Here is a 24,626-nt window from a genome sequence, read left to right on the forward strand (position 1 = left end):
ACTCTTGATAGGTGCAACAGGAAACGACTGAATTACGGTGAGTCTAGGCCGCTTGCGCGCCGATGAAATTCTTGCCGCGTGCGCCTTGCAGGGCGAAGCGGATCATCGCCTCGGCCTCGGTGGCATTCACGCCGTAGTCGGCAAATTCGGTCTTCACGTCCAGGCTGTGGAGGAAGTCGCGCAGCTGCGCCTGGGCCTGCTGCAGGTCGGTGCCGAATACCCGTTGCAGAGTGCGGTCCCGCGCGGCGTCGTGCCCCCATGCCAGGCCCAGTACCAGCGGCAAAGTGAAGGAACAGGCGATGCCATGGGGCAGGCCGTGGTGCAGAGTCATCTCATAAGAGATGGAGTGGGCGAGGGCGGTCTTGGTGTTGGAAAAAGCCAGGCCGGCTTTCAGCGCCGCCAAGGCCATGCGCGAGCGCAATTCCTGGTTGCCGAGGTCACGCCGCAAGCGCGGCAGGCATTCCAGGATGTCTTCGATGGCGGAGATGGCGAAGGTGTCCGAGACCGGGTTGGCGTTGACGTTCCAGATCGATTCCAGCGCATGGGACAAGGCATCCAGCCCGGTGGACACCGTGACCCCGGCCGGCACCGTCAGCATCAACTGCGGGTCGATGATCGCCACTGTCGGCCAGGTGCAGTCCAGGTGCAGCGAATACTTCTTGAGGCTGGCGGAGTCCCAGATCGTCGCCCATGGCGTGACTTCGCTGCCGGTGCCGGCGGTGGTCGGTGCGGCAATCAACAGCTTGTGGCGGGCCGGCGCGAAAGGTTTACCGGTGGCCAGCAACGCCAGCAGCTCGTCGAAATCCCCGGAATCTGTGCCGACGATCAAGGCCTTTGCCGTATCAATTGCACTGCCACCGCCGACGGCGACCACCACCTGGCAGTCACCGGCCTGCAGCCAGAAACGCTCGTAGGTGTCGCGCAGTTGGGCCACGTCAGGGTTGGGCTGTACGTCTTCGATGACGTACACCAGGCGTTCGCCCAGCAGGGCCTGGATGCGGTCTACCAAACCGAGCCCGCGGGCTTCGGGAAAGGTCACGAGGGCGACGCTCTGGCCTTCGGTAAGAGCGGCGAGTTCTTGCAGGCAGCCCCAGCCGAAGCGGGTGTCTACCGGGTTGTGGAAGCGGGCAGTCATGGCGGGTTCCTGGTTTTTGTTATTGGAAGTGCCGCCATAGTCGGGGAGGGTGAGGTGGACCTCAAATCGATAGATTGTGGGGATGGATTGGCTAGGCCGATAGTACAGCCCGACCGTCAGGTGACTTCAGCGCACGTTCCGGAACAACATCAATCGCGCACTCTCATGCAGGCCACGAGTCAGCCCCTGCAACCGCTCAAACTCCTCGGGATACTGCTGAGCCACATCGTCCCTCGGCGTTTGCGACGCCAGGTCATGCAGGGTCGGCGAGCTGCCGTCGTGCTCCATTTGCAGCAGGAAGTCCTTGGTCACGCCGCCGATCAGCGGGAACGTGCCCTCGCGCAATACCAGCGGCACCACGCGCTCGCCTTCCGGCGCAGGTTGCTGGATATCCCGGCCCATCGCGCCATTGCGGAACGGTATGCCCGCCATGCCGGCCACGGTCGGCAGCAGGTCCGCCAGGCCGACGGCTTCTTCGATCACCCGGGGTTGCAGGCCGGGCGCGTGGATCATCATCGGCACGTTGTTGCTTTCCAGCCCAAGCTGCTCGAATGCCGGCGCCATGTGCGGAATCTGGCTGATTCGGGTGTTGTGGTCGCCGAAAAACACGAAGATGGTGTTGTCGTAGTAACCGCCAGCCTTGGCGATTTCCATCAGGCGGCCGATGTTGAAGTCCAGCAGGCGCACGGCGTTGTACTGCTCGACGCTGCGGCTGCCTGCGGCCTGCACTTGTTCCACGGTGAGGTCATGCACCTTGAAGCCATCGTTGGTCTTGGGGATGGTAAACGGTCGGTGGTTGCCGGAGGTTTGCAGGTAGGCGAAGAACGGTTGGTCCTTGGGGATGGCCCGCAGCAGTTCGTCGCCTTCCTTGAACAGGTCCAGATCCGAAACGCCCCACACGTCCACCCGTGGCGAGCGCCAGTGGCTTTCGTCATACAGCTTCACGCCGTCGATGCTCTGGCGGATCAAGGCGTTGATATTCGCCCAGCCGGCATTGCCGCCGATCATGTAGAGCTTCTGGTAGTCCTCGAACGCATTGATCAAGGTGTGTTGCCGGGTGATCAGCGGGTTGCGGGTTGCCGTCTCCTGGCGGGTAACGTCGGGCACGCCGGTGATGCTCGCCCACACGGTTTTGGCGGTGCCGGTGACGGGCACGTAGAAGTGTTTGAAGAACCAGCTTTCCTTCGCCAGCTTGTCGAGGTTCGGCGTGGGGTTCAGCGGGTTGCCATAGGCGCCCACGGCGCTGGTGCCGAGGGACTCGAGCATCACGAAGATCACGTTCGGCGGGCGCTCGCCCTTGAGCTGATAAGGCTGCACGGCTTGTTCACGGGCGAAGTTCAACTGCTCGGGGTCGGGCTGGCTGACCCCCAGATAATTCGCGACTTGCGGGTAATGCTCGCGCACCCGCGCCTCATCGAATTGCGACTGGCCGACCTTGAGGGTGTCGTACAGAAACAGCACCGGGTTGAGGCCCGCGGCGGCGATCTGGTTGTTGCCGGAAAAGAACGCGTCGCTCCAGCGCAGGGGCACGGGATTTTCGATATTGAGGTTGGCGACGCGGCCGAGCAGGGCCAGCAATACCGCGATCACGCCGACGGTGGCCACGGATGCGATGGCCAGCTTGCCAATGGGTTTGCGTTCGCCATCCAGGGTGATGCGTTCAAGGCGAACCAGGGCGTAGGTCCATAGGCCGACGGCGGCAAGCCAGCTCAAGGTTATCCACAGCACCGGGTAGGTTTCCCACACCATCTGTTGTGAAATCTGCGCGTCTTCCAGGTAACGCAGCACCGTGGCGTTGATGCGCACACCGAGGTAGGCGTAGTGGCCGAAGTCGATGATGTACACCAGCCCGACGATGGCCAGCGCCAGCAGCAGATAACCCCGTGCCAGCCAGCGCAGGGCGGGGACAGTCACCAGGTTCCAGCGTGGCAGCCAGGCGAGCAGTGCCAGGGGCAACAGGATCAGCACCGCCAGGCGCAGGTCGAAACGCAGGCCGATGCCCACGGTTTCCAGCAGTGCGGGCTCCCTCAGGCCGACCCCGGAAAATCCCCATACAAACACCAGCCGCAGTGCCGCCAGCAACGCAAATACCAAACCGATCGCGCCCACGCCGTAGCGCAGGCGGCGCGAGTGCAACCATCCCATCATTGACCTCTGTGCAATTTTAAAAGAGGGCGCCAGGCAGCCATCGCCAGCATCCACAACCCGGCCACCAGGCAGTAGCCCGTCAGCAGTGGGTCGATCAGATAGTCCCAGTAGTTTTCCGAGGCCTTGAGCCGCAGCGCGAACGCCAGGGTGCCCGCCGCGAGCATCCACACCGCCAGCGTATTACGCAGCCAGAGCATCAACAGTGCTGCCGCGCCTATCAGCACGATCATCGGCCGAGGGTTGAAACCCCAGCGGTAGGGGTCGAAATACGTCAGGCCCATCGTTGCCGGGTACAGCACCAGGCTCAGGATGCCAAACAGCAGCAGCACCTGGACCTTCTGCGGGCGCTGGAGCGGCTGCACCACGCCCAACCGGCACAGGCTGACCCACGCCAGCAACACCAGGGTGCTGATGGCCAGGTCATCGGTGAAGCTGCGCACATACGCCGCCAACGGCAGTTCGTTGACCGGGATAAAACTCACCACCACCAACACCGGCAGCAGCCAGGGGCGCCAGGGTGTTGTGACGCGCAACAGGCTGAGCAGCACAAAACCCAACAGCACAAAACTCAAATGCGCTTGCCATACAGAAACCATCACAGGCGCTCCGACAGCCAGGCTTCGTTGAAGCTGACATGTTTGATAAAGGTGTTATTCCACGAGTACACCAGGTGGTACATGCCGTCCGGGCTGCGGCTGAAGTACGGGTACTCGTATTCGAAATCGCAGCCACGGGGCTTGCACACCCGGTAGTCCAGGTTGCTGAGGAAGCGTTGCTCCAGGGGCAGGCGCAGGGCGCCGCTGGAGGCGCGGAAGCCTTCACCGATGATTTCCTTGTAGGCCTCGGGGGAGAACGGTTGGCCCAAGGGGTCGGGGGATTGATCCAGTTCCACCACGGTGCGCCACTGATTGAGCTTGGCATCGGTGCCGTATAGGCTGAGCTTGAAGCGGCCGTCCTGCAGGTCGTTGAGGGCCACGAGCAAACCGTCGCCTTCAGTGCTGACGGCTGCCAGCGAGGAGTTGGGATTGGACGGCTCCAATGGGTAAGGCTCGCTCCAGGTTTGGCCGGCGTCTTCGGTGCGACTGGCGAGGACTCGGTGATGGGTTTCGCCGGCGTAACGCAACATGGCGATGGCGCATTGGCCGTCCTGCGGGACGATGGTCGGCTGCAGCGAGTTCTTCCCACGGCTGATACGGAATTTGTCGACCACCGCACCGTCGGGGCTCAAGTACAGGTACTCGGCGAATTTGCCCATGAACTCGTGGTACACCGGCAGGCCGATGGAACCGTCAGCGTGGAATACCGGTGCGGCGCGCACCAGCGTGCTGATATTGAAGAATGGCGAGGTGATCAGTTGCCGAGGGGCCGACCAGTTCGTCCCCAGGTCATCCGAGACCATCACGTTGATCGCGCTGGTGGCCCAGCCGCCTACCGACACCGAAACGTAGAACATCCACAGGCGATTGTCCGGTGCCAGGGCGATCACCGGGTTGCCCAGCTTGCGGATGTAGCGGTGCGTGCCGTCGCGCGTGCTTTCGCGGGTGGCCAATACGTGCTCCGGGCCCCACTCGGCGCTTTTCGCGTCAAAGCGCGCGGTGCGCACCTGCACATCGGCGGCGCCCTCGCGGGACCCGGCAAACCACACGGCCATCAGGTCGCCGCCGGGCAGGGCGGTGACCGAGGAGGAATGCACAAAGTCATTGAGCTGCGAGGAGACAAAGCGGCTGCTGTATTGCGGGGCGTCCTCTGTTGGCGAGCTGTCCTTGGGGCCTTGGGCAAACGGCGCCAATACGTGGGGCGGATGACTTTGCCAGGCAGCGAAAAACACCACCAGCAGACTGCAGATCATTAAAAGCGGGCGCATAGAGAACCTGTCGGGAAAAAGGATTACTGCGCACGGTCATCCGGCAGGCGCCTCCTGCGGCCGGTGAGCATGGATAACGGCAGGTTGTCCCGCACCTGGATACTTTCAAACAACGCCGCCAGCACATGCACGCCTACCAGGCCGGCCAGTACATTGGCGGCAGTTTCGTGCAACAGCAGCGGCCAATCGGCGCCCCACAGGGCGTCGACTTCCTGCATCAAAAAGCCACTGGCACCGATAGCCAGCAGCGCCAGCAACATCAGAATCATCACCAGCGCGCCAATGGGCGAATGGCCCAGGCGGTGCTGCGGCCGGCGGTTGAGCAGTGAACGCACATGGCCCATGAGCCGTTCCGGCGTTGGCCAGAAGTCCGCCCAGCGCGCGCTGCGCGGACCGACAAATCCCCACACCAACCGCACCAGCAACCAGGCCATGGCGTAATAGCCCAGCCATACGTGCCAGTCGTCGCCTGCTTCGTTGAAGAAGTAATTGGCCACAAAGACGCCGGCGATGGAGAGGTGAAACACCCTCACCACCGGGTCCCAGAGGCGCAGGGAGGTTGCTGGCATCAGCCCTTGATCTCTGTCTTCACGGCCTTGCCGGTGACTGGATCGTGGTAGATCTCGACCTTGCGCTTGTCCTTGTCAAAGCCATAGATCTCGTAGCAGTTGCCGTCAGTGACCTTGAACTTGCTGATCTCGTAGCCCTGGGCCTTGAGTTGCTCCTGAAAGGCCTTCTGGTCCTGCCATTGCGAGCGCTCGGCAGTGGTGCATTGCGGGCCGGCGAAGGCCATGGGGCTGGCGATAATCAGCGACAGCAAGAGAATTTTGCGCATGGGAGCACTCTCAGCAGATGTGGGAGATTTCACTGTGCAAAACCAACCTTAGCGAAAGCTTAGTTGGCAACGGCCCGTAACATCTTTCCCGAAATAGCCTCGACGGTTACACGGCATCATGCCGCCGGTTACTCCAGAGAATCAGTTATGCGCCTGCTCCTTGTCGAAGATGATCGTGCCCTTGGCCAAGGGATCCGCGTGGCCCTGGGCGCCGAAGGCTACACCCTGGACTGGTTGCAGGATGGCGTCAGCGCCTTGCACGCGTTGCGCACCGAAAGCTTCGACCTGCTGCTGCTCGACCTCGGCCTGCCGCGCCTCGACGGCCTCACACTCCTGCAAACCCTGCGCGCCGGGCAATACGACCTGCCGGTGCTGATCCTCACCGCCCGCGACGGCACCGCCGAACGCATTGCCGGCCTGGATGCCGGCGCCGACGACTACCTGGTCAAACCCTTCGATGTCGAAGAGTTCAAGGCCCGCGTCCGCGCCCTGTTGCGCCGCAGCCAGGGGCGGGCGCAGCCATTGCTGGAGCATGCGGGCGTGAGCCTGGACCCGGCGACCCAACAGGTCAGCTATCAAGGCGAGGACGTTGTGGTGACGCCGATGGAATACCAACTGCTGCACCAACTGATGGTGCGCCCCGGCAAAGTCGTCACCCGCGAACGTCTGTCCCGCGCGCTGTACGGCTGGCAGGACCGCGTCGAAAGCAACACCCTCGAAGTCCTTATCCACAACCTGCGCAAAAAACTCTCCACCGAACTGATCCGCACCGTACGCGGCGTGGGCTACGTGGTGGAACTCAAGCCATGAACTCGGTCCGCGCGCGCATCCTCATTCCGGTACTGGTGCTGATCCTGCTGGGTGATGGCCTGATCAGTTGGCTGGTGCTGCGGGACAGCCACCACGAAATCGAAGAAGTCTACGACGCTCAACTCGCCCAAAGTGCCCGTTTGCTGCAAGGCGTACTGCGCCAGCGCGACCCCGGCGATGCCGACTGGGACCGCCTCTACCAGGCTTTCGATCAAGCCATGAGCCGCGTCGGCGAAGACGGCGCCGCGCACCCCTACGAAACCCGCCTGACCTTCCAGGTATGGCGCGCCGACGGCCAACTGCTGGTGCGCTCCACCGACGCGCCGATCCTCAACGCACCGCCCACCACCCTCGGGCCTCACGACCTGATGGAAAACGGCAACGACTGGTGCGCGTTCATGCTCGCCGACATGCAACAAGGCCTGCTCATTTGGGTGGGCGAGCGCGACGACATTCGCCAGGACGTGATCCAGCGCATCATCCGCCACACCCTCTGGCCCATCCTGATTGGCGTGCCGCTGCTGGCGTTGTTGATCTGGCTGACCATCGGCTGGGGCCTCAAGCCCCTGCGCGCCATGGCCCAGGCCATTCGCGGGCGGGACAGCAATACGTTGCGACCGCTGCAACTTGAACCGTTGCCGGCGGACCTGGAACCGATGCAAACCGCGCTGAACCGCCTGCTGGTGCAGGTGGATGACCTGCTGGAGCGGGAGCGTCGGTTTATCGCGGACGCGGCGCATGAACTGCGCACGCCGTTGGCGATATTGCGCATTCACGCGCAGAACGCCCAGAGCGCGGAAACCGACGAGCAGCGGCGAGAGGCGTTGGACTTCCTGGTGAATGGCGTGGACCGGGCGACGCGTATTGGCAGCCAACTGCTGACCATGGCGCGCATCGAGCCGCAGTTGAACAGCACCGTACGAGTGCGTGTGCCGTTGACGGAGTTGGTGCGCGAAGAACTTGCGGAACTGACGCCCCTGGCGATGGAGAAAGGCGTTGAGTTGGTGCTGGAAGGGGATGAGGAATGCTGGATTGAAACGGACCCCGTGGCGTTGGCGATTGCGCTGCAGAACCTGGTGACCAATGCGCTGAATTTCTCGCCGGCGGGGAGTGAGGTGAGGGTGATGGTGCGGGGGACGGATTCAGGAGGGGTGCAGCTGTGTGTGGAGGATGCGGGGCCGGGGATTGATGAGGGGGAGATTGGGCGGTTGTTCGAGCGGTTTTATAGCCGCGGGAATGCAAATGGGGCGGGGTTGGGGTTGGCGATTGTGCAGATGATCGTGGGGAAGATTGGGGGGCGGTTGGAGTTGTATAACCGGGAGGTGGGTGGGTTGTGTGCGCGGTTGAGTTTTAGCGAGGGGGCTGCTTGAAAAGGCCGTCGTTATAAGCACGGCTTTCATCGCAAGGCTACGGTGCTGTGCTGAATAAATGCGGATGTTCTGCCTGAAATGCTTTGAAAGTCTTGTACTTCCAGCGGTCGCCGCCCGGGTCTTCATCCGATGAACTGACCTCGCCGAAATACCAATGCTCTGACTCGAACTGTTCTCCGTCCTCATCTTCGTGGATGAAGTGAAAACCCACCTCGTGTAGGCCTGGGGGGATGATCAACCCCCATTCGTTTGCAAGGCTTCTGCCCGTTATTCGGGTTTGACGAAAGTAGTCGTAGTCGAAGGGCAGAATAGCGCCGAGGTAGCGGCTTTTATCGATGTAGACGCAGACTTCGCTTGAGAACATGTCGGGCACAAGAATGGCTGCTACGATCCAGCATTCAGGTGTTTCATCGGGCCGGGCTTGAATCAGGTGCGCGGCCGCGTTGATCAATTGCTGAGCGCAGTGTGCCTGGATCGCCGGGGTTGTTTGCTTGCCTTCGACCAAGGTTTCTATGACGGGGATTTTGAAGTTTTCAAATCCTCGCCTCACTGGGAAGTCTTCTAAAAACCAGCCTTCGAAACTATCTGCCCATCGGCTTATTGCGCGCAAGCGCCTGGGGATGTTGCGGAGTTTTTTGTCTGAAAGTGCAAGACGACGCATAGGGTATGAATACTCTTGGTTTGCTTCTGTTTGTGAGGCCCGGGCTTATTCTTGATCACCAGGACTTTCTATAATCGAGAGCGAGAAAGTAGTCACTTTCCGACGAAATAATTTTGTGGCTGAAGAGCGGCTGTATAGTTAATAGCCATTCTTCACGCAGCTGGAACATTCCGTTGTTAATGTCGTCTTCAACGGACAGTCTGAGCGAGTCGACAACGGTATAGTCCTCGCCCAAGTCTGCGGAGCGCTCTATTCCTAAACCAAGCTCTGTCGACTTATCGAACCATTCCAGTCTTAATTTCAGTCCCATATGCCCTCACAAAAATTTTTTGATATTTCGTTTTTTCTTAGGCTTTTTCAGCCGTTCACCAGTTATGTGGTTGAACGCCCCCAAGTGACTGCCATCGCTTGCTCTATACGCCTCTAGTTCGCCGTGCTGCGAGTCCCACTCGTAAATTATCCGTCCTTTGTCATCAATCCAGCGCTCTCTAAGCCCTGCCCCACCTTGCTTTGGGGTCTTGGGTTTTGCCTTGCTCAGGTTTAGGAAACCGGTGATTTCGTCTGTGCCGGGAGCGGAATGGTATTTGTGATCGCCCGCCCTAACGCTAACCACCACATACAGCGGCCGAACCCCCGACTCCACCGGAAACACCAGAATAAAATCCCGATACTCCGGCGGATAAATCGGGTTAACCAGAATCTGCTCGGCAGCCTCCGTCGGCGGATAAATCCACATCACCGGAGCTTGCGGTGCAGCTTCCAATGCCGGAATGCCAAGGGTGTCGCCAGGATCAATGGCCGGCGTCCAAATCAGCTCCACACCCTCGCCAAGATCCGCCACGAACTGACTGTCACGACTCTGAAACTGCACCACATCGATCATCTGCCAGTCGGTATTTTTACCGGTGTAAAACCCATATCCCTTCAGCGTCCCATCGGCGCGTTGCTCGATATGCAACCGCATCCGCGAACGGGCTTTTTGCAGGTGACGAAGCTGCTCTTCGCTATAGAGCGCACTGTCGCCAAGCTCCGACGGCCAGGCCAGCGCCACTAGCCCTGCAAGCAAACCCCCAGCGGCGGCACCGACCGCCGCAGCCGCGGACTCCAACGCGGATGTACGCAGCACAAGCTGGCCAAGCCCAACGGGTAGGGCACTACCGCTGATTTTCCTGAGGGATACGCCGCCTTGGCTGTCCACTTCCCGTCCGCCTAACAGCGTGAAGTGGCCGTAATCCTTGATCAGCTCAAGCGGCACATAACCGGTGGGGTTGTTGTAGCTGATGATCCCGTCGGGCAGTTGGCACGACTTGGCGAATACATGACCTGGAATTCTCGCGGGTTCAGGCGTGGGCGCGGGAGGGGCTTCATACAAATCAATGAACGGTGAATACGGAATCTGCTTAGGCTGCGGCGTCAGGATTCGCCGCTTCAGCTGCTCTTCTTCGGTAATTGGATACGCGCGCTCTGTCATGGCTGCTCACTTCCCTGTGCAAGGAAGCGAGCCTATGAGAGCGGAGAAGAACCTGAAATTCTCGTTGTTCGATGGGAGGTGTGGGAAAAGTCACTTTAGCAATCGCTACATTGATTCAAGCACGTTTACTCTGCCTGAGAGCGCTGTATCTGCGCGCCCAACTGCGCGGCTTTATTACGTAACCCGTCCAACCGGTCGTTCAACTCCTTGTATCCAGGCTTCCAGAAAAAAACGCCGCCTTCGCTGCTTTGTCCAAGAACGAGGTCATTGAACGAGCCCATTCCGCCGTATGCAGAGCGCAAATAGGTGATTCCGGAGTAATCGGATGCTTGCAATAAGGTTTTGGCCTTACGCATCCATCGGCTCCAGTGATTGTCCCCATCGCTTTCCAGCAGGATGGCAAGTTCCTCAAGCACATCGATTAGCTCTGCGGTTTTTGGGCCCATAGTGGGAAATCCTTAAAAGCGGAGTTTTCGTAACGGTTCAAAGCACATGCCGGGAAATCACCCTCGATATCTCAACAATCGACGTCTTCCCCGTGAACTCAAACTTCACTTTCCCCACCGCCGAAAAGTAAATCTCCAGCTCCGAATCCAGATCGAACGTCCCGGAGGTTTCCACCGAATACGCGACGATGTTTTTGTACGGCAGGGACGTGAAGTCTTTTTTGCTGCCGGTAATCCATTGCACGTTCACGGCGATGATGCGCTTGGTGGTGAACACCACCCCATCGCGCATGGCCTTATAGGAATCGATGACCTGCTCATCATCCAGCAGCAATGACGAAACGCGCTCGGCGTATTCGTTGTTCTGCTTGAGCTTGAAGAAGCCTTTGTTGTTGAAGTCGATCATGTGCCTTTCCTTGGGTGAGTGGTGCAGCAGATGCCGGTACCGGTGTATGACGTTTTGCTCGCGGATCTGTATCTAACGGTGTTCCTTTTATCGACCTACCATGGCGCCAACAACCCGCCGGCCATCACAAGGTTTTACGTCGTCAAGGAGCCACACCATGCCCGAACTCTCCAGCCTGCTTGCCTACGGCCTGATCTCGCTCGGCATGGTGCTGACGCCCGGCCCGAACATGATTTACCTCATTTCGCGGTCGATCTGCCAGGGGCGAGTGGCCGGGCTGATTTCCCTGGGCGGCGTTGCGATGGGTTTTGTCGTCTATATGTTCTGCGCGGCATTGGGTATCACCGCGTTGGTGATGGCGGTTCCCTATGCCTACGACGCGCTGCGGCTCGGCGGGGCGCTGTATCTGGTTTACCTGGCCTGGCAGGCGGTGAAGCCGGGTGGCCGGTCGCCCTTCCAGGTGCGGGACTTGCCCAAGGACAGCCCGCGCAAGCTGTTCATGATGGGCTTTGTCACCAACCTGCTGAATCCCAAAGTGGCAGTGATGTATCTGTCGTTGCTGCCCCAGTTTATCGACCCCAACGGGCACGCCAGTGTGCTCTCGCAATCGCTGGTACTGGGCTTTACGCAGATCATGATCAGCGTGAGCGTCAACGGGCTGATCGCTCTGATGGCGGGCTCGATCGCGGGGTTCTTCATCCGCAAACCGGTCTGGCAAACCGTACAGCGCTGGTTGATGGGCTCGGTGCTGATGGGCCTGGCTGTACGCATGGCGGTCGAAGGCAGGCGTTAAAGGATCGCCTTCAGGTAATCCTTGAGTGCGTTGAGCGGGGCATTGAGTTCTTCGAGTGTCGTCGCTTGGCGCGCATCCACCGCAAGCCGTTGCAGCTCGCGGCCCATCACGGTGTGTGCACCGCCCAGGGATTCGAGGGCCAATGCCAGGCACTCGTCGATCTTATGCTGGATGACGTTGATATCGCCCTTGCGCACCAGCAAGCCAAACACCTCCCGCTCATAGCCGTCCATGACCAGGTCGTCCCGCAGAATCGGGCTCGCACCTTCGGTCTCATGCACCAGCTTGAGAGCAAAAAGCGCTACAGCTTCCAGCGTCTGTTCCATGGCCAAGGTTCCTCTTTTCTCGCGTTCGCCCGCCCATCATCACTTTCCTGCAGGCGAAAAAAAGACCTTGGACTTCAAGGTCTTTTTAAGATGGTCGCCTCATTGGGAGGGCCAAGCTATTCAGCAACCTTGAGGGCCATAGGTGTTTCAAGTTCGTCCATACACGTGACCATAGAGGGAGGTTTGTGTGACGACGTTTTGTTGCAACTGTTGCCCTGTGAAGATGGCGGGCCGCGACAAGTATACTTACGCAGTGTGCTTACTGTCTGCCTTTGAGGTTGATCCAAACATTGGCCGAGATTTGAAGGGGAGGCAGGGTCGTACGATCAATGTCCAGTAGGCGCATCATATCCTTGGTCGGGCGCGCCGCTCAGTCCAGGGCAACGCTGGTCACTGCGCTTGGCGCTACGGCAGGCTTATCGAATCGAGCGCTCACGTGGTGTCAGAATTTAGGGGGGCTGAGAAAATCCCTACACATTTCTTTACTTTTGTACTGTTTATATGTACAGTTGTTTCTCGCCAGGAAGGCGAGACGATTTAATTTAAGGAATAAGGTAACCAATGTATCAAGATACTCCATATGTGTTTATGCCAAGCGCATCGCTCGATAACGGGCCACAGCTAAGATCAATCATTCAGGCTGGATATCGTTGGATTCAAATCAATCGGGACGTATGCCCGATCAAGACCCCCGTATCTCTCAATAAGTTGGATTTAACTCCGGCTCATGGCCTCATCATCGAGCCAGCACCGGGGATTGAAAAGGTACGAATTGATTCAAGCGGAATCGGCCGCAACCCCAACTCCCCTACCGATCCAAGTTATGCTGCGTTTGATTACCAAGGAAAGGTACGCCCGGCAAGTTATCTTGTTCGCGCAGCAGGTCTGAATCAAACTGAAATTTTCGTCGCTGACGCGACAAAGTATGTGGCGGGGGATTGGATTGTAATTTCGGATGCATCGACTAATTTTGCAAGTATGCCTCTGCCACTCGACGGACCGATGGAGGTTCGCCAAGTTCTCCGCGTGCTTGGTGGCTCCTTGGTAATTAATAACGCCTTGAAGACGGCACATCCTAACGGCGCTATCGTGGCAACTTGTGTGCCGATTCGTAACGTCTTTATTCGAGGTCTTGAATTTACGGGGAACTCCGCCGTAGGCGTGCATTTACATTACGCTCAGCATTGTACAGTGCAGAACATCACGTCGGTTAATTGGAAAGGACGAGCGCTTGTTCTTATTGATAATGGCGGCAATAACAACTCTGTGATCGACTGTTATTGCACCGGCACTGTGCCAGGCGGTGGGCCAGAGCAGAATGCTTGGGGTGTCGTGATGGAAGGGCAGGACTCATCCCGCATGATAAATAGCGGCGGCGAGCTTTGTGGGAATGGCAGTGCAATGAATTACTGTATTGACAGCGTGTCGGTCGACGCAAGGGCTCGTCGCAATAATGTTAACGTTGGAGTCTACACTCAATCGCTGAGAAGTGGCTTTCTTCGCCCGAGGACCGACATGCCTCTCATCCTTGATCGTTACGAAAGCCCGGAAAACACTGAATGCTATATTTCTAATATGCAAAGTTTTTCTTAAGCGAGTGGCGCATTGTGTTGAGGGGTACTATTGTAATTTAGTCTCCAACTGTAAGCCTTGAAGCTCTCGAGTTGAGATAGTCATTCTGCGCCATTGATGAAACCGCCCCGCCCAAAAAAGCGGGGTGGTTGCTATTTGTTTGGGATAAAGATTTCTGCAGATCCGCTAATGACTTTCTTGCCTTTTACGCTACAGATAGTATCGAAAAAAACTCGGCGTTTTTCCAAGTCTACTTTAGTTACTGTAACTTCTGCAACGATAGTGTCGTCAATATAGACGGGGCGTAAAAAATTCAGGCTCTGCGATACATACACACAACCAGGCCCCGGGATTTTTGTGCCGAATATGGCAGAGAAAAAACCAGCAGACATTAATCCATGTGCGATACGCTTGCCAAACCTTGAAGCCTCAGCATATTCTCTGTCGACGTGTACAGGGTTGTGGTCGCCACTAATACCTGCAAATGCCTTGATATCAGCGTCCGTTATAGTTTGAGAGTAGCTTGCCTTCATTCCAACTGTAATTTCAGCAATGGGAACGGACCCCATGGTAAAGTCTCTCATCAGCTGCCCAGTCCCTTTCGAAGTGGTTTGGCCGGGTTTCCGACAACTACGGTGCCCGGTGCAACGCTCTTGGTCACTACGGCTCCCATCCCAACAACAGCCCCTTCACCAATGACAATTGGTTTTTCTGGTGTTCCCTGCTTAATAATGGCACCTGTTCCTATATAGGCATGATCTTCTATGGTGACGTTACCGTTACATTTTACGCTTGGTGCGAAAGTTACGAAGTCACCTATCGTGCAATCATGTGCGACATAAGAGTACAGGTTGGCGTGAAAGTATTTCCCGATTTTTGTATTGGATGTAATGGTTGTGAATGGGCATAAAATTGCGCCCTCACCTATTACGTTGCAGTCTAAACTTACACTGTTATTGATGGAGTGTATTGTGAATGGCAGCGCTCCCGAAGAAATCATTTCGGCGGCAATTCGCTCGCGAATCCTGCTATTACCTATGGCGATGTTGAAGAATTTTTCGCCTGATGACAATGCATTGAATTCAGCGGTGGTCATCACTGCTACGCCGTTAATCTCTGCCGCTTGCGATCCATCATCGACAAATACAATCTGAAATTTTTCCTCGCTGAGCACGCCGAGTTTCTCTCTTACGAGTGGCAGCACTTCTCGGCCAAATCCCCCAGCTCCAACAATTGCATAAGTATTCATGTTGACTCCTTTTAACGAATTTGGGCAGCTGTCAAGTCACGGCCGGCCCCGAATGAAATTGCTTCGTCACCGACGAGTTGTTGTGTGCCTGCCTTTTGTCATCGTGCCTGGGCTATACCGTCAAAACGATGCGCTGCATGACGATGTTCCTTGTGATTGTCTATCGTCTTGTAAAGAGGCGGCGGTTCTAAAGGGGTTGATTGTACTGTGTTCTGTTGTAATGAGCTTCTACTGGGTGCTCACCTTCGTGCTGAGCTCTGGCCTGAAGCGGCCGGTCAGGGCGTCGCCTGACGCGTCCTTGGCTCGCACATGGATCATGTCCGCAGTGACTGGCAGGCTTGCTTGCGGCGCACGGAAGTAAGTACGAGCGACGTCATAGGTCTCACAGCACTGCTTGGCTTCGGGTTCAAGTGATAACAGGACTGTGTCAGCGAGAAGGGCGCGCTTGATGCCGGACCGCTTCAATTTTCATGGAGCCAAGTTCGTATTTTTGGCGAACATACATCAACGCCGAATAAGACAACAAGGAACATACTGGAAAAGAAGGGATAAGCAGAAACAAGAAAGCCGGCGCAGTGGCCGGCTTTGCTGTGTATCAGCAGCATGTCAGAACAACATGAAACCTTTAGATGGTGCCCCGAGGGAGACTCGAACTCCCACTCCTTTCGAAAACGGATTTTGAATCCGCCGCGTCTACCAATTCCGCCATCAGGGCTCAATGGCGGCGAAGTATAGAGATGAGATTACCGTTGGTCAATCACGTTTCATGGTCAATTTTCACTATTTCCGCTAGACTTCCCGGCCCTGCTAGACGAACCCCATCATGCGCGTTGCTGACTTTACTTTTGAGCTCCCTGATTCGCTGATCGCTCGCCATCCTTTGGCCGAGCGTCGCGCCAGTCGACTGCTGACCCTGGACGGGGTCAGCGGTGCCCTCGCACACCGTCAATTCACTGATTTGCTTGAGCATTTACGCCCAGGCGACTTGATGGTTTTCAACAATACCCGGGTGATTCCGGCTCGCCTTTTTGGCCAGAAAGCATCCGGCGGCAAGCTGGAAATCCTGGTGGAGCGGGTGCTGGACAGCCATCGCGTGCTGGCCCATGTGCGCTCCAGCAAGTCGCCGAAACCGGGTTCGAAGATCCTTATCGATGGCGGTGGCGAAGCAGAAATGCTGGCCCGTCATGATGCGTTGTTCGAGCTTGGGTTTGCCGAGGAAGTGTTGCCGCTGCTGGAACGCGTCGGCCATATGCCGTTGCCTCCTTATATAGACCGCCCGGATGAAGACTCGGACCGCGAGCGTTATCAGACGGTGTATTCCCAGCGCCTGGGCGCGGTGGCTGCACCGACGGCGGGGCTGCATTTCGACCAGCCGCTGCTGGATGCGATTGCCGCCAAAGGCGTTGAAACGGCCTATGTGACCCTGCACGTGGGGGCCGGCACGTTTCAGCCGGTGCGTGTGGATAACATCGAAGACCACCATATGCACAGCGAGTGGCTGGAAGTCAGCCAGGACGTCGTGGATGCGGTTGACGCGTGCAAGGCGCGCGGCGGGCGGGTGGTGGCGGTCGGTACGACCAGCGTGCGCTCGCTGGAAAGCGCGGCGCGCGATGGCGTGCTCAAGCCGTTCAGTGGCGACACAGACATCTTTATCTACCCGGGCCGGCCGTTTCATGTGGTCGATGCCCTGGTGACCAATTTCCATTTGCCGGAATCCACGCTGTTGATGCTGGTGTCGGCATTTGCCGGTTATCCCGAGACCATGGCCGCTTATCAAGCCGCCATCGATAACGGATACCGTTTTTTCAGCTACGGTGATGCGATGTTTATCACCCGTAATCCGGCGCCGCGCGGCCCAGAGGAACAATCATGAGTCGTATGTCGTTTGAATTGCTGGCCACGGATGGTAAAGCTCGCCGCGGCCGTTTGACTTTCCCTCGCGGTACCGTCGAGACCCCGGCTTTTATGCCGGTCGGAACCTACGGCACGGTAAAAGGCATGCTGCCGCGTGACATCGTCGCCACGGGCGCCGAGATCATCCTCGGCAACACCTTCCACCTGTGGCTGCGCCCGGGCACCGAAGTGATCAAGAAGCATGGCGACCTGCATGACTTCATGAAGTGGCAAGGCCCGATCCTCACTGACTCCGGTGGTTTCCAGGTGTTCAGCCTGGGCGCCATGCGCAAGATCAAGGAGGAGGGCGTGACCTTCGCCTCCCCGGTCGACGGCGCTAAAGTGTTCATGGGCCCGGAAGAGTCGATGCAGGTGCAACGTGACCTGGGCTCCGACATCGTGATGATTTTCGACGAGTGCACGCCGTACCCGGCCGATGAAGACGTCGCGCGGATTTCCATGGAGCTGTCGTTGCGTTGGGCCCAGCGCTCGAAAAACGCCCATGGCGATAACACCGCTGCCCTGTTCGGTATCGTGCAGGGCGGCATGCATGAAAGCTTGCGCAAGCGCTCGCTGGAAGGCCTGGACAAGATCGGCTTCGACGGCCTGGCCATCGGCGGCCTGTCGGTGGGCGAGCCCAAGCACGAGATGATCAAGGTGCTGGATTACCTGCCGGGCCTGATGCCGGCTGACAAACCTCGTTACCTTATGGGCGTTGGCAAACCGGAGGATCTCGTAGAGGGTGTGCGCCGCGGTGTGGACATGTTCGATTGCGTGATGCCAACCCGTAATGCCCGCAATGGGCATCTGTTCATCGATACAGGCGTGCTGAAGATCCGTAACGCGTTCCATCGCCATGATGAATCGCCGCTGGATCCTACCTGTGACTGCTACACCTGCCAGAACTTCTCGCGCGCTTATCTGCACCATCTGGACAAGTGTGGGGAAATGCTGGGTAGCATGTTGAATACCATCCACAATTTGCGTCACTACCAAGTCCTGATGGCTGGTTTGCGCGAGGCTATTCAACAGGGTACATTGGCCGCCTTCGTCGATGCCTTCTATGCCAAGCGCGGGCTGCCTGTGCCGCCCTTGGACTGAGTTTTCCGACCCTAAGATTCACTATTTGCAACTGGAGTGCTAAATGAGCTTTTTTATCTCTAATGCCATGGCTGATGCCGCTGCACCGGCCGCTGCCGGTCCTATGGGCGGTGGTTTTGAGTGGATTTTCCTGGTCGGCTTCCTGGTCATCTTCTACCTGATGATCTGGCGTCCACAGGCCAAGCGCGCCAAAGAGCAGAAGAACCTGCTGGGCAGCTTGCAGAAAGGCGACGAAGTCGTGACCACTGGCGGCATCGCCGGCAAGATCACTAAAGTGTCCGACGCTTTCGTGGTTCTGGAAGTCTCCGACACCGTAGAAATGAAGTTCCAGAAGGGCGCCATCGCTGCCACGCTGCCAAAAGGCACGCTCAAAGCGATCTAAGTAACAACCTTTACCAATCGACGGGGCGCGCAAGGCGCCCCGCGTTATAAGCGGGCGGCGTGATGCTGAACAAATACCCTCTGTGGAAATACGTACTGATCCTGGCGGTGCTGGCGATCGGTTTTATTTATTCCGCTCCCAATCTCTATCCTGATGACCCGGCTATCCAGATCACTGGCGCCAGCACTGCGCTGCAGGTCAATCAGGCTGATCTGGACCGTGCGAGCAAAGCGCTCACCGACGCGGGTATCCAGGTTAAAGCGGCAAGTTTGGCTGCTGATGCGAAGGGCGGCTTGTTGCGCCTGACCAAGCAAGAAGACCAATTGCCGGCAAAAGACGTTGTGCGCAAGGTCATGGGTGATGACTACGTCGTCGCACTGAACCTGGCACAGACCACGCCAAAATGGCTGCGCGCGATCGGCGCACACCCGATGAAGCTGGGTCTGGACTTGTCCGGTGGTGTGCACTTTCTGCTGGAAGTGGACATGGACAAGGCCCTCGACGCTCGCCTGAAAGTCTACGAAGGCGATGTGAAGAGCCTGCTGCGTAAAGAGCGCCTGCGTTATCGCAGCCTGCCGCAGCTCAACGGTGCCATCCAGCTGGGCTTTGCTGACGAAGCAACCCGCGAACAGGCCCGTGCGCTGATCCGCAAGAACTTCAACGATTTCGACATTGTTCCGGCCGACCTCAATGGTCAGGCGGTACTGCGTCTGGCGATGACCCCGGCCAAGCTGGCGGAAATCCGTGAATACTCGATCAAGCAGAACTTGACCACGGTACGTAACCGCGTCAACGAGCTGGGTGTGGCCGAGCCGATCGTTCAGCGCCAGGGTGCCAACCGCATCGTGGTTGAACTGCCGGGCGTGCAGGACACCGCTGAAGCCAAGCGTATCCTGGGTAAAACAGCCAACCTGGAATTCCGCCTGGCGGCTGAGCCGGGTGCTACCCGTGCTACTGCAGAAGAGTTCGAGTTCCGTGAAGGCAATCGTCCACCTGCACTGATCGAGCGTGGCTTGATCATTACGGGTGACCAGGTGACCGACGCCAAGGCTGGTTTCGGCGAGCACGGTACGCCTGAAGTGAACATCCGCCTGGATGGCCACGGCGGCGAACTGATGAGCCGCGCAACCCGCAGCAACGTCGGTCGCAGCATGGCGGTGATCTTCATCGAGCAGCGTCCTGTCACCACCTACACCAAGCAAGTGGTCGACGGCGTCGAGAAAGACGTACCGGTACAGACCTTTAAAGAAGAGAAGAAGATCATCAGCCTGGCGACCATCCAGTCGCCGCTGGGTGCTCAATTCCGCATCACCGGCCTGAACGGCCAGGGTGAGTCATCCGAACTGGCGCTGCTGCTGCGTGCCGGTGGCCTGGCCGCCCCGATGTACTTCGCTGAAGAACGTACCATCGGCCCGAGCCTGGGTGCTGACAACATCACCAAGGGTATCGACGCTGCTCTGTGGGGCATGCTGTTCGTCTCCCTGTTCATCATCGCCATCTATCGCTTCTTCGGCGTCATCGCCACCGTCGCGCTGGCGGGCAACATGGTGATGCTGCTGGCCCTGATGTCGCTGCTGGGTGCAACGCTGACCCTGCCAGGTATCGCCGGTATCGTACTCACCATGGGTATGGCGGTTGACGCCAACGTACTGATCTTCTCGCGGATTCGTGAAGAGATTGCTGCGGGCATGACCGTGCAACGGGCAATCAACGAAGGCTTCGGCCGGGCATTTACTGCAATTCTCGACTCCAACCTGACCACCCTGTTGGTCGGCGGGATTCTCTTTGCCATGGGCACAGGCCCGGTCAAAGGTTTTGCGGTGACCATGTCCCTCGGTATCTTTACCTCGATGTTCACGGCCATCATGGTGACCCGCGCAATGGTCAACCTGATCTTTGGCGGACGTGACTTCAAGAAGTTGTGGATTTAAGGGGCTGCCATGTTACGTACAATCAACTTCATGGGCGTTCGCAACGTTGCGTTCGGCTTCACCATGCTCCTGACCGTTCTGGCGTTGTTCAGCTGGTTCCATAAGGGCCTGAACTACGGTCTGGACTTCACCGGCGGTACGCTCATCGAGCTGACCTACGAGAAGCCGGCCGACGTTAGCCTGGTGCGCAACGAGCTGGTCAAGGCTGGCTATCACGAAGCCATCGTCCAGAGCTTTGGTGCAACCACCGACCTGCTGGTGCGGATGCCCGGCGAAGACCCGCAACTGGGGCACCAGGTAGCCGAGGCCTTGCAGAAGGTCGGCGGCGACAACCCGGCGTCGGTCAAGCGCGTCGAGTTCGTGGGCCCGCAGGTAGGTGAAGAGCTGCGCGACCAGGGCGGCCTCGGCATGCTGATGGCGCTGGTCGGCATCATGATCTACCTGGCTTTCCGCTTTCAGTGGAAGTTCGGTGTCGGCGCCATTGTGTCGCTGATCCACGACGTGATCGTGACCGTGGGTATCCTGGCCTACTTCCAGATCACCTTCGATCTGACGGTATTGGCGGCGGTGCTGGCAATCATTGGCTACTCCCTCAACGACACCATCGTGGTATTCGACCGGGTTCGTGAGAACTTCCGGGTGCTGCGCAAGGCGACGTTGATCGAGAACATCAACATCTCCACCACCCAGACCCTGCTGCGCACCATGGCGACTTCGATCTCCACCTTGCTGGCGATTGCCGCACTGATGGTGTTCGGTGGCGACAACCTGTGGGGCTTCTCGCTGTCGCTGTTCATCGGCGTGCTGGCGGGTACCTACTCGTCGATCTACATCGCCAACGTGGTACTGATCTGGCTGAACCTCAACAGCGAAGACTTGATCCCTCCTGCCAGCACCGGCAAGGAGGTCGACGACCGCCCTTGATGGGTGATTGTTGATCTGCTGTTACAAATAAGGCGCGAGTATTGAACTCGCGCCTTTTTTTTTGCTCCAAGGCTGGGTATAGCGCGGATCGTTCGGTCCGTTTGTGATGGTCAGGAGGTTCACGTGAACAAGTCGTTACTGGTTGGTGCGGTATTGGGTGCTGTCGGTGTGACTGCCGGGGGTGCTGTTGCCACCTACAGCCTGGTAAAAAGCGGCCCTGAGTATGCGCAAGTGCTGGCGGTGCAGCCGGTGAAAACCCAGATTAAAACCCCGCGTGAAGTATGCAAGGATGTTGCCGTAACCCGGCAGAAACCTGTGCAGGATCAGCATCAGATCGTCGGTACGGTGGTCGGTGCGCTGGCGGGCGGCCTGTTGGGTAATCAGGTCGGCGGCGGTAATGGCAAGAAGCTGGCCACCGTGGCCGGTGCGGTCGGTGGCGGTTACGCTGGTAACAAGGTTCAGGAAGGCATGCAGAACCGCGATACCTACACCACCACGCAAACTCGTTGTAATACCGTTAATGACATCAGCGACAAGGTTGTCGGGTACGACGTACGTTACACCCTGGACGGCAAGGAAGGCTCCGTGCGCATGGATCGTGATCCGGGCAACCAGATCCCCGTCGACAAGGAAGGGCGCCTGGTTATCGGTCAGAACCAGCCGCAGCAGTAATCCCAGGTATAAAAAAAGCACCCCGAGGGGTGCTTTTTTGTGCTCGCTCGCTTAGCGCTTCAGCGAAGCCGGCAGATGCGGCTGGATCGCCGTCAGGACTGCCTTGAAGCATTTGGTGTTGCCGGCAACCACGTGACCCTTCTCCAGGAAGTCGTGACCACCGGTGAAGTCGCTCACCAGGCCGCCCGCTTCTTGAATCAGCAGTGCGCCTGCAGCCATGTCCCACTCGGACAGGCCCGACTCCCAGAACGCATCAAAACGGCCGGCAGCGACATATGCCAGGTCCAGGCTGGCTGCGCCGGCGCGACGGATGCCGGCGGTCTGGCCAACCAGGGCGCGGAACATGCCCAGGTAGTTTTCCAGGTTGTCCATCTGGTCGTCACGGAATGGGAAGCCGGTACCCAGCAGGGCGCCGTCGAGGCTGGTGCGACCGCTGACACGCAGGCGGCGACCGTTCAACTGGGCGCCACGGCCACGGCTGGCGGTGAATTCTTCCTGGCGAACCGGGTCCAGCACAACGGCGTGTTCCAGGCGGCCACGGTATTTGCAGGCAATGCTCACGGCAAAGTGCGGGATACCGCGCAGGAAGTTGGTGGTGCCATCCAGTGGGTCGATGATCCACAGGTAGTCTTCGCCTTCGCCGCTACCTTTGTGCAAACCGGTTTCTTCACCGAGGATGCCGTGGGTAGGGTAGGCCTTGCGCAGCGCGTCGATGATTTTCTGCTCGGCGGCGCGATCCACCTCGGATACGTAATCCTTGGCGTCTTTTTCGTCGACCTTGATGGTATCCAGGCGCTCGATGGAGCGGAAGATCAATTCACTGGCGCTGCGGGCGGCGCGCAGCGCGATATTCAGCATGGGCTGCATGGATGTGTCACCTAAGGTTGTTAAAGAAAGCCGAGCATTCTAGCAGAAACTTTCTTCAGGTGAAGGACGACGTTACCTTTCATGGCATAACCTTAGGCTGTTCTGTAAGATTTGCTCCCCTTTCCCGTGTCCGAGAGCGCTTCCCTTGCTGCAAAACATCCGTGTCGTCCTCGTCAATACCAGTCATCCCGGCAATATCGGCGGCGTGGCGCGAGCCATGAAGAACATGGGGCTGACGCGCCTGGTGCTGGTGGAGCCGCGTGTGTTCCCGCACCACGAGGCCGATGCGCGCGCGTCCGGCGCCAATGACATCCTCGAAAAAGCCCAGGTCGTTGCCACCCTGGAAGACGCCCTGGTCGGCTGCAACCTCGTGCTCGGCACCAGCGCTCGCGACCGTCGCATCCCCTGGCCGCTGCTGGATCCTCGCGAATGCGGGACCAAAGTCGTGGAAGAGGCCGCCGGCGGCGCTGAAATCGCCTTGGTATTCGGCCGTGAAGACTCCGGCCTGACCAATGAAGAGCTGCAGCGATGTCATTATCACGTGCACATTCCATCAGACCCTGAGTTCAGTTCGCTGAACCTCGGGGCAGCGGTGCAGGTGTTGAGCTATGAAGTGCGCATGGCCTGGCTGGCTGCTGAAGGCCAGCCAAGCAAGGTTGAAAAGGATGAGGTTGCATCGACCAAGAGTGGCGAACTGGCCACCATGGACGAGCTGGAGCGATTCTATGAGCACCTGGAGCAAACCCTGGTGGCCATCGAGTTCCTCGATCCGGAAAAACCGCGGCACTTGATGGCGCGTCTGCGCCGGCTATACGGACGCAGCTCGGTCAGCCGGGCAGAAATGAATATATTGCGTGGCATCCTCACGGAAACCCAGAAAGCGGCCCGTGGCGAGCTTCTTAAGCGGAAGGATTAAAAATGTTCGAGCGTTTGCGAGAAGATATCCAGAGTGTTTTCCACCGTGACCCGGCGGCGCGCAACGCCTTTGAAGTGCTGACCTGCTACCCGGGCATGCACGCGATCTGGATCCATCGCCTGTCCGGCGCCTTGTGGGGCATGGGCTGGAAATGGCTGGCGCGGCTGGTGTCGAACTTCGGCCGTTGGTTGACCGGGATTGAGATTCATCCGGGCGCCAAGGTCGGCCGTCGTTTCTTTATCGACCACGGCATGGGCATCGTTATTGGCGAGACCGCCGAGATTGGTGATGACGTGACCCTGTACCAGGGCGTGACCCTGGGTGGCACAACCTGGAACAAAGGCAAGCGCCACCCTACGCTGGAAGATGGCGTTGTAGTCGGGGCGGGCGCGAAGGTGCTCGGTCCGTTTACCGTCGGTGCGGGCGCCAAGGTCGGCTCCAATGCTGTGGTGACCAAGGCTGTACCGCCTGGCGCAACGGTTGTCGGCATTCCCGGGCGGATCATCGTCAAGCCGGAGGTCGGTGATGAGCAGGAAGCCAAGCGCAAGGCCATGGCCGAGAAGATCGGCTTCGATGCCTATGGCGTCAGCGAAGACATGCCTGACCCGGTAGCGCGTGCCATCGGTCAGTTGCTGGATCACCTGCAAGCGGTGGACGGCAAGCTGGACGGTATGTGCGGTGCCCTGAAAGACCTCGGCAGCAGCTACTGCGCCAAGGATCTGCCTGAGCTGCGCAAGGAAGACTTCGCCGAGATCAAGGACGAAAGTGCCGCCACCAAGGCTGGCTGAAGTCTCGCAATCACTGCAAAACCCATGTGGGAGCGGGCTTGCTCGCGAAAGCTGCGCGTCAGTCAC

The 24,626-nt window shown here is 58.4% G+C and carries 27 protein-coding genes and 1 tRNA gene; 12 read left to right on the forward strand and 16 right to left on the reverse strand.

Translation table 11 applies throughout. The features are described 5' to 3' along the window. Nucleotides 1-43 precede the first annotated feature (43 nt). The 6 genes from psrA to HYE77_RS25195 form a co-directional block, all read right to left on the reverse strand. On the reverse strand, nucleotides 44-1,135 hold the full coding sequence (gene psrA / locus HYE77_RS25170) for an iron-containing alcohol dehydrogenase PsrA (protein WP_003210343.1): 1,092 nt from the start codon (nucleotides 1,133-1,135) through the stop codon (nucleotides 44-46). 126 nt (nucleotides 1,136-1,261) lie between these two features. Continuing rightward, entirely contained in the window at nucleotides 1,262-3,280 is a 2,019-nt protein-coding gene (locus tag HYE77_RS25175) for an LTA synthase family protein (protein WP_177069721.1), read from the reverse strand. Then, on the reverse strand, nucleotides 3,280-3,879 hold the full coding sequence (locus tag HYE77_RS25180) for a hypothetical protein (protein ID WP_177069723.1): 600 nt from the start codon (nucleotides 3,877-3,879) through the stop codon (nucleotides 3,280-3,282). Before HYE77_RS25180 ends, HYE77_RS25175 begins: the two co-directional genes overlap by 1 nt. Further along, the gene (locus tag HYE77_RS25185) at nucleotides 3,879-5,147 is read right to left on the reverse strand and encodes an exo-alpha-sialidase (protein ID WP_256347483.1); all 1,269 of its coding nucleotides are present in this window, start codon (nucleotides 5,145-5,147) and stop codon (nucleotides 3,879-3,881) included. Before HYE77_RS25185 ends, HYE77_RS25180 begins: the two co-directional genes overlap by 1 nt. Nucleotides 5,148-5,170: 23 nt before the next feature. Further along, on the reverse strand, nucleotides 5,171-5,716 hold the full coding sequence (locus HYE77_RS25190; protein WP_003210336.1) for a cytochrome b/b6 domain-containing protein: 546 nt from the start codon (nucleotides 5,714-5,716) through the stop codon (nucleotides 5,171-5,173). Beyond that, nucleotides 5,716-5,982: a PepSY domain-containing protein gene (locus tag HYE77_RS25195; RefSeq protein WP_003210334.1), complete on the reverse strand. Its 267-nt coding sequence runs from the start codon at nucleotides 5,980-5,982 to the stop codon at nucleotides 5,716-5,718. Before HYE77_RS25195 ends, HYE77_RS25190 begins: the two co-directional genes overlap by 1 nt. A gap of 147 nt (nucleotides 5,983-6,129) precedes the next feature. On the opposite strand from HYE77_RS25195, the gene HYE77_RS25200 reads away from it, so the two are divergent. Then, nucleotides 6,130-6,792 carry a response regulator gene (locus HYE77_RS25200; protein ID WP_177069725.1) on the forward strand — a complete coding sequence of 221 codons (663 nt, stop codon included), beginning with the start codon at nucleotides 6,130-6,132 and terminating at the stop codon, nucleotides 6,790-6,792. Next, nucleotides 6,789-8,162, forward strand: coding sequence for a sensor histidine kinase (locus HYE77_RS25205; protein ID WP_177069726.1), 1,374 nt, complete (start codon nucleotides 6,789-6,791; stop codon nucleotides 8,160-8,162). Before HYE77_RS25200 ends, HYE77_RS25205 begins: the two co-directional genes overlap by 4 nt. A 37-nt stretch (nucleotides 8,163-8,199) precedes the next feature. Here the strand turns inward: HYE77_RS25205 and HYE77_RS25210 are convergent, their stop codons facing one another. The 5 genes from HYE77_RS25210 to HYE77_RS25230 all read right to left on the reverse strand — a co-directional run bounded on the left by HYE77_RS25210 (nucleotide 8,200) and on the right by HYE77_RS25230 (nucleotide 11,146). Then, entirely contained in the window at nucleotides 8,200-8,823 is a 624-nt protein-coding gene (locus tag HYE77_RS25210) for a DUF3916 domain-containing protein (RefSeq protein ID WP_177020400.1), read from the reverse strand. Between the two features lie 55 nt (nucleotides 8,824-8,878). Next, complete coding sequence (locus tag HYE77_RS25215) at nucleotides 8,879-9,133, reverse strand: colicin E3-like toxin immunity protein (RefSeq protein WP_102368185.1); 255 nt, start codon at nucleotides 9,131-9,133, stop codon at nucleotides 8,879-8,881. Nucleotides 9,134-9,139: 6 nt separating this feature from the next. After that, nucleotides 9,140-10,294, reverse strand: coding sequence for an S-type pyocin domain-containing protein (locus tag HYE77_RS25220; RefSeq protein ID WP_177069728.1), 1,155 nt, complete (start codon nucleotides 10,292-10,294; stop codon nucleotides 9,140-9,142). Between the two features lie 125 nt (nucleotides 10,295-10,419). Beyond that, nucleotides 10,420-10,740: a hypothetical protein gene (locus HYE77_RS25225; protein ID WP_008438441.1), complete on the reverse strand. Its 321-nt coding sequence runs from the start codon at nucleotides 10,738-10,740 to the stop codon at nucleotides 10,420-10,422. Nucleotides 10,741-10,777: 37 nt separating this feature from the next. After that, on the reverse strand, nucleotides 10,778-11,146 hold the full coding sequence (locus tag HYE77_RS25230; protein WP_177069730.1) for a PH domain-containing protein: 369 nt from the start codon (nucleotides 11,144-11,146) through the stop codon (nucleotides 10,778-10,780). A 157-nt stretch (nucleotides 11,147-11,303) separates the two neighbouring features. On the opposite strand from HYE77_RS25230, the gene HYE77_RS25235 reads away from it, so the two are divergent. Next, nucleotides 11,304-11,939, forward strand: coding sequence for a LysE family translocator (locus tag HYE77_RS25235; RefSeq protein ID WP_003210319.1), 636 nt, complete (start codon nucleotides 11,304-11,306; stop codon nucleotides 11,937-11,939). Here the strand turns inward: HYE77_RS25235 and HYE77_RS25240 are convergent. Further along, on the reverse strand, nucleotides 11,936-12,265 hold the full coding sequence (locus HYE77_RS25240; RefSeq protein WP_008438439.1) for a hypothetical protein: 330 nt from the start codon (nucleotides 12,263-12,265) through the stop codon (nucleotides 11,936-11,938). The genes HYE77_RS25235 and HYE77_RS25240 overlap by 4 nt on opposite strands. A 561-nt stretch (nucleotides 12,266-12,826) precedes the next feature. Between HYE77_RS25240 and HYE77_RS25245 the strand changes: the two genes are divergently transcribed. Continuing rightward, the gene (locus HYE77_RS25245; RefSeq protein ID WP_083853252.1) at nucleotides 12,827-13,858 is read left to right on the forward strand and encodes a hypothetical protein; all 1,032 of its coding nucleotides are present in this window, start codon (nucleotides 12,827-12,829) and stop codon (nucleotides 13,856-13,858) included. A gap of 131 nt (nucleotides 13,859-13,989) precedes the next feature. Here HYE77_RS25245 and HYE77_RS25250 read toward each other — a convergent pair whose 3' ends face one another. From HYE77_RS25250 to HYE77_RS25260, 3 genes are all read right to left on the reverse strand, one after another. Continuing rightward, nucleotides 13,990-14,421: a MaoC family dehydratase gene (locus HYE77_RS25250; RefSeq protein WP_087695135.1), complete on the reverse strand. Its 432-nt coding sequence runs from the start codon at nucleotides 14,419-14,421 to the stop codon at nucleotides 13,990-13,992. Continuing rightward, complete coding sequence (locus HYE77_RS25255) at nucleotides 14,421-15,086, reverse strand: acetyltransferase (protein WP_008438437.1); 666 nt, start codon at nucleotides 15,084-15,086, stop codon at nucleotides 14,421-14,423. The genes HYE77_RS25250 and HYE77_RS25255 overlap by 1 nt, the downstream gene beginning before the upstream one ends. Before the next feature lie 630 nt (nucleotides 15,087-15,716). After that, nucleotides 15,717-15,801, reverse strand: a tRNA-Leu gene (locus HYE77_RS25260). A 108-nt stretch (nucleotides 15,802-15,909) separates the two neighbouring features. On the opposite strand from HYE77_RS25260, the gene queA reads away from it, so the two are divergent. The 6 genes from queA (at nucleotide 15,910) to HYE77_RS25290 (ending at nucleotide 21,989) form a co-directional block, all read left to right on the forward strand. Beyond that, entirely contained in the window at nucleotides 15,910-16,959 is a 1,050-nt protein-coding gene (gene queA / locus HYE77_RS25265) for a tRNA preQ1(34) S-adenosylmethionine ribosyltransferase-isomerase QueA (RefSeq protein WP_003210316.1), read from the forward strand. A gap of 5 nt (nucleotides 16,960-16,964) precedes the next feature. Beyond that, entirely contained in the window at nucleotides 16,965-18,080 is a 1,116-nt protein-coding gene (tgt, locus tag HYE77_RS25270; protein WP_003210314.1) for a tRNA guanosine(34) transglycosylase Tgt, read from the forward strand. A gap of 43 nt (nucleotides 18,081-18,123) precedes the next feature. Then, nucleotides 18,124-18,462: a preprotein translocase subunit YajC gene (gene yajC / locus HYE77_RS25275; protein WP_003175975.1), complete on the forward strand. Its 339-nt coding sequence runs from the start codon at nucleotides 18,124-18,126 to the stop codon at nucleotides 18,460-18,462. 62 nt (nucleotides 18,463-18,524) lie between these two features. After that, a complete protein-coding gene (secD, locus tag HYE77_RS25280; protein WP_003210312.1) occupies nucleotides 18,525-20,393 on the forward strand; it encodes a protein translocase subunit SecD in 1,869 nt (622 codons plus the stop codon). Between the two features lie 9 nt (nucleotides 20,394-20,402). Continuing rightward, entirely contained in the window at nucleotides 20,403-21,317 is a 915-nt protein-coding gene (gene secF, locus HYE77_RS25285; protein ID WP_003210311.1) for a protein translocase subunit SecF, read from the forward strand. Between the two features lie 123 nt (nucleotides 21,318-21,440). Beyond that, entirely contained in the window at nucleotides 21,441-21,989 is a 549-nt protein-coding gene (locus HYE77_RS25290) for a glycine zipper 2TM domain-containing protein (RefSeq protein WP_003210309.1), read from the forward strand. A 51-nt stretch (nucleotides 21,990-22,040) separates the two neighbouring features. Here HYE77_RS25290 and suhB read toward each other — a convergent pair whose 3' ends face one another. Then, nucleotides 22,041-22,856 (reverse strand): inositol-phosphate phosphatase, encoded by an 816-nt coding sequence (suhB, locus tag HYE77_RS25295; protein WP_003175971.1) that lies wholly within the window; start codon nucleotides 22,854-22,856, stop codon nucleotides 22,041-22,043. Between the two features lie 145 nt (nucleotides 22,857-23,001). Between suhB and trmJ the strand changes: the two genes are divergently transcribed. After that, complete coding sequence (gene trmJ / locus HYE77_RS25300; RefSeq protein ID WP_003210307.1) at nucleotides 23,002-23,772, forward strand: tRNA (cytosine(32)/uridine(32)-2'-O)-methyltransferase TrmJ; 771 nt, start codon at nucleotides 23,002-23,004, stop codon at nucleotides 23,770-23,772. A 2-nt stretch (nucleotides 23,773-23,774) separates the two neighbouring features. Beyond that, nucleotides 23,775-24,560 (forward strand): serine O-acetyltransferase, encoded by a 786-nt coding sequence (cysE, locus tag HYE77_RS25305; RefSeq protein WP_008438291.1) that lies wholly within the window; start codon nucleotides 23,775-23,777, stop codon nucleotides 24,558-24,560. Nucleotides 24,561-24,626 lie beyond the last annotated feature (66 nt).

The sequence above is a fragment of the Pseudomonas sp. IPO3774 genome (assembly GCF_013386835.1).
In the GTDB taxonomy this organism is placed as follows: Bacteria; Pseudomonadota; Gammaproteobacteria; order Pseudomonadales; family Pseudomonadaceae; genus Aquipseudomonas.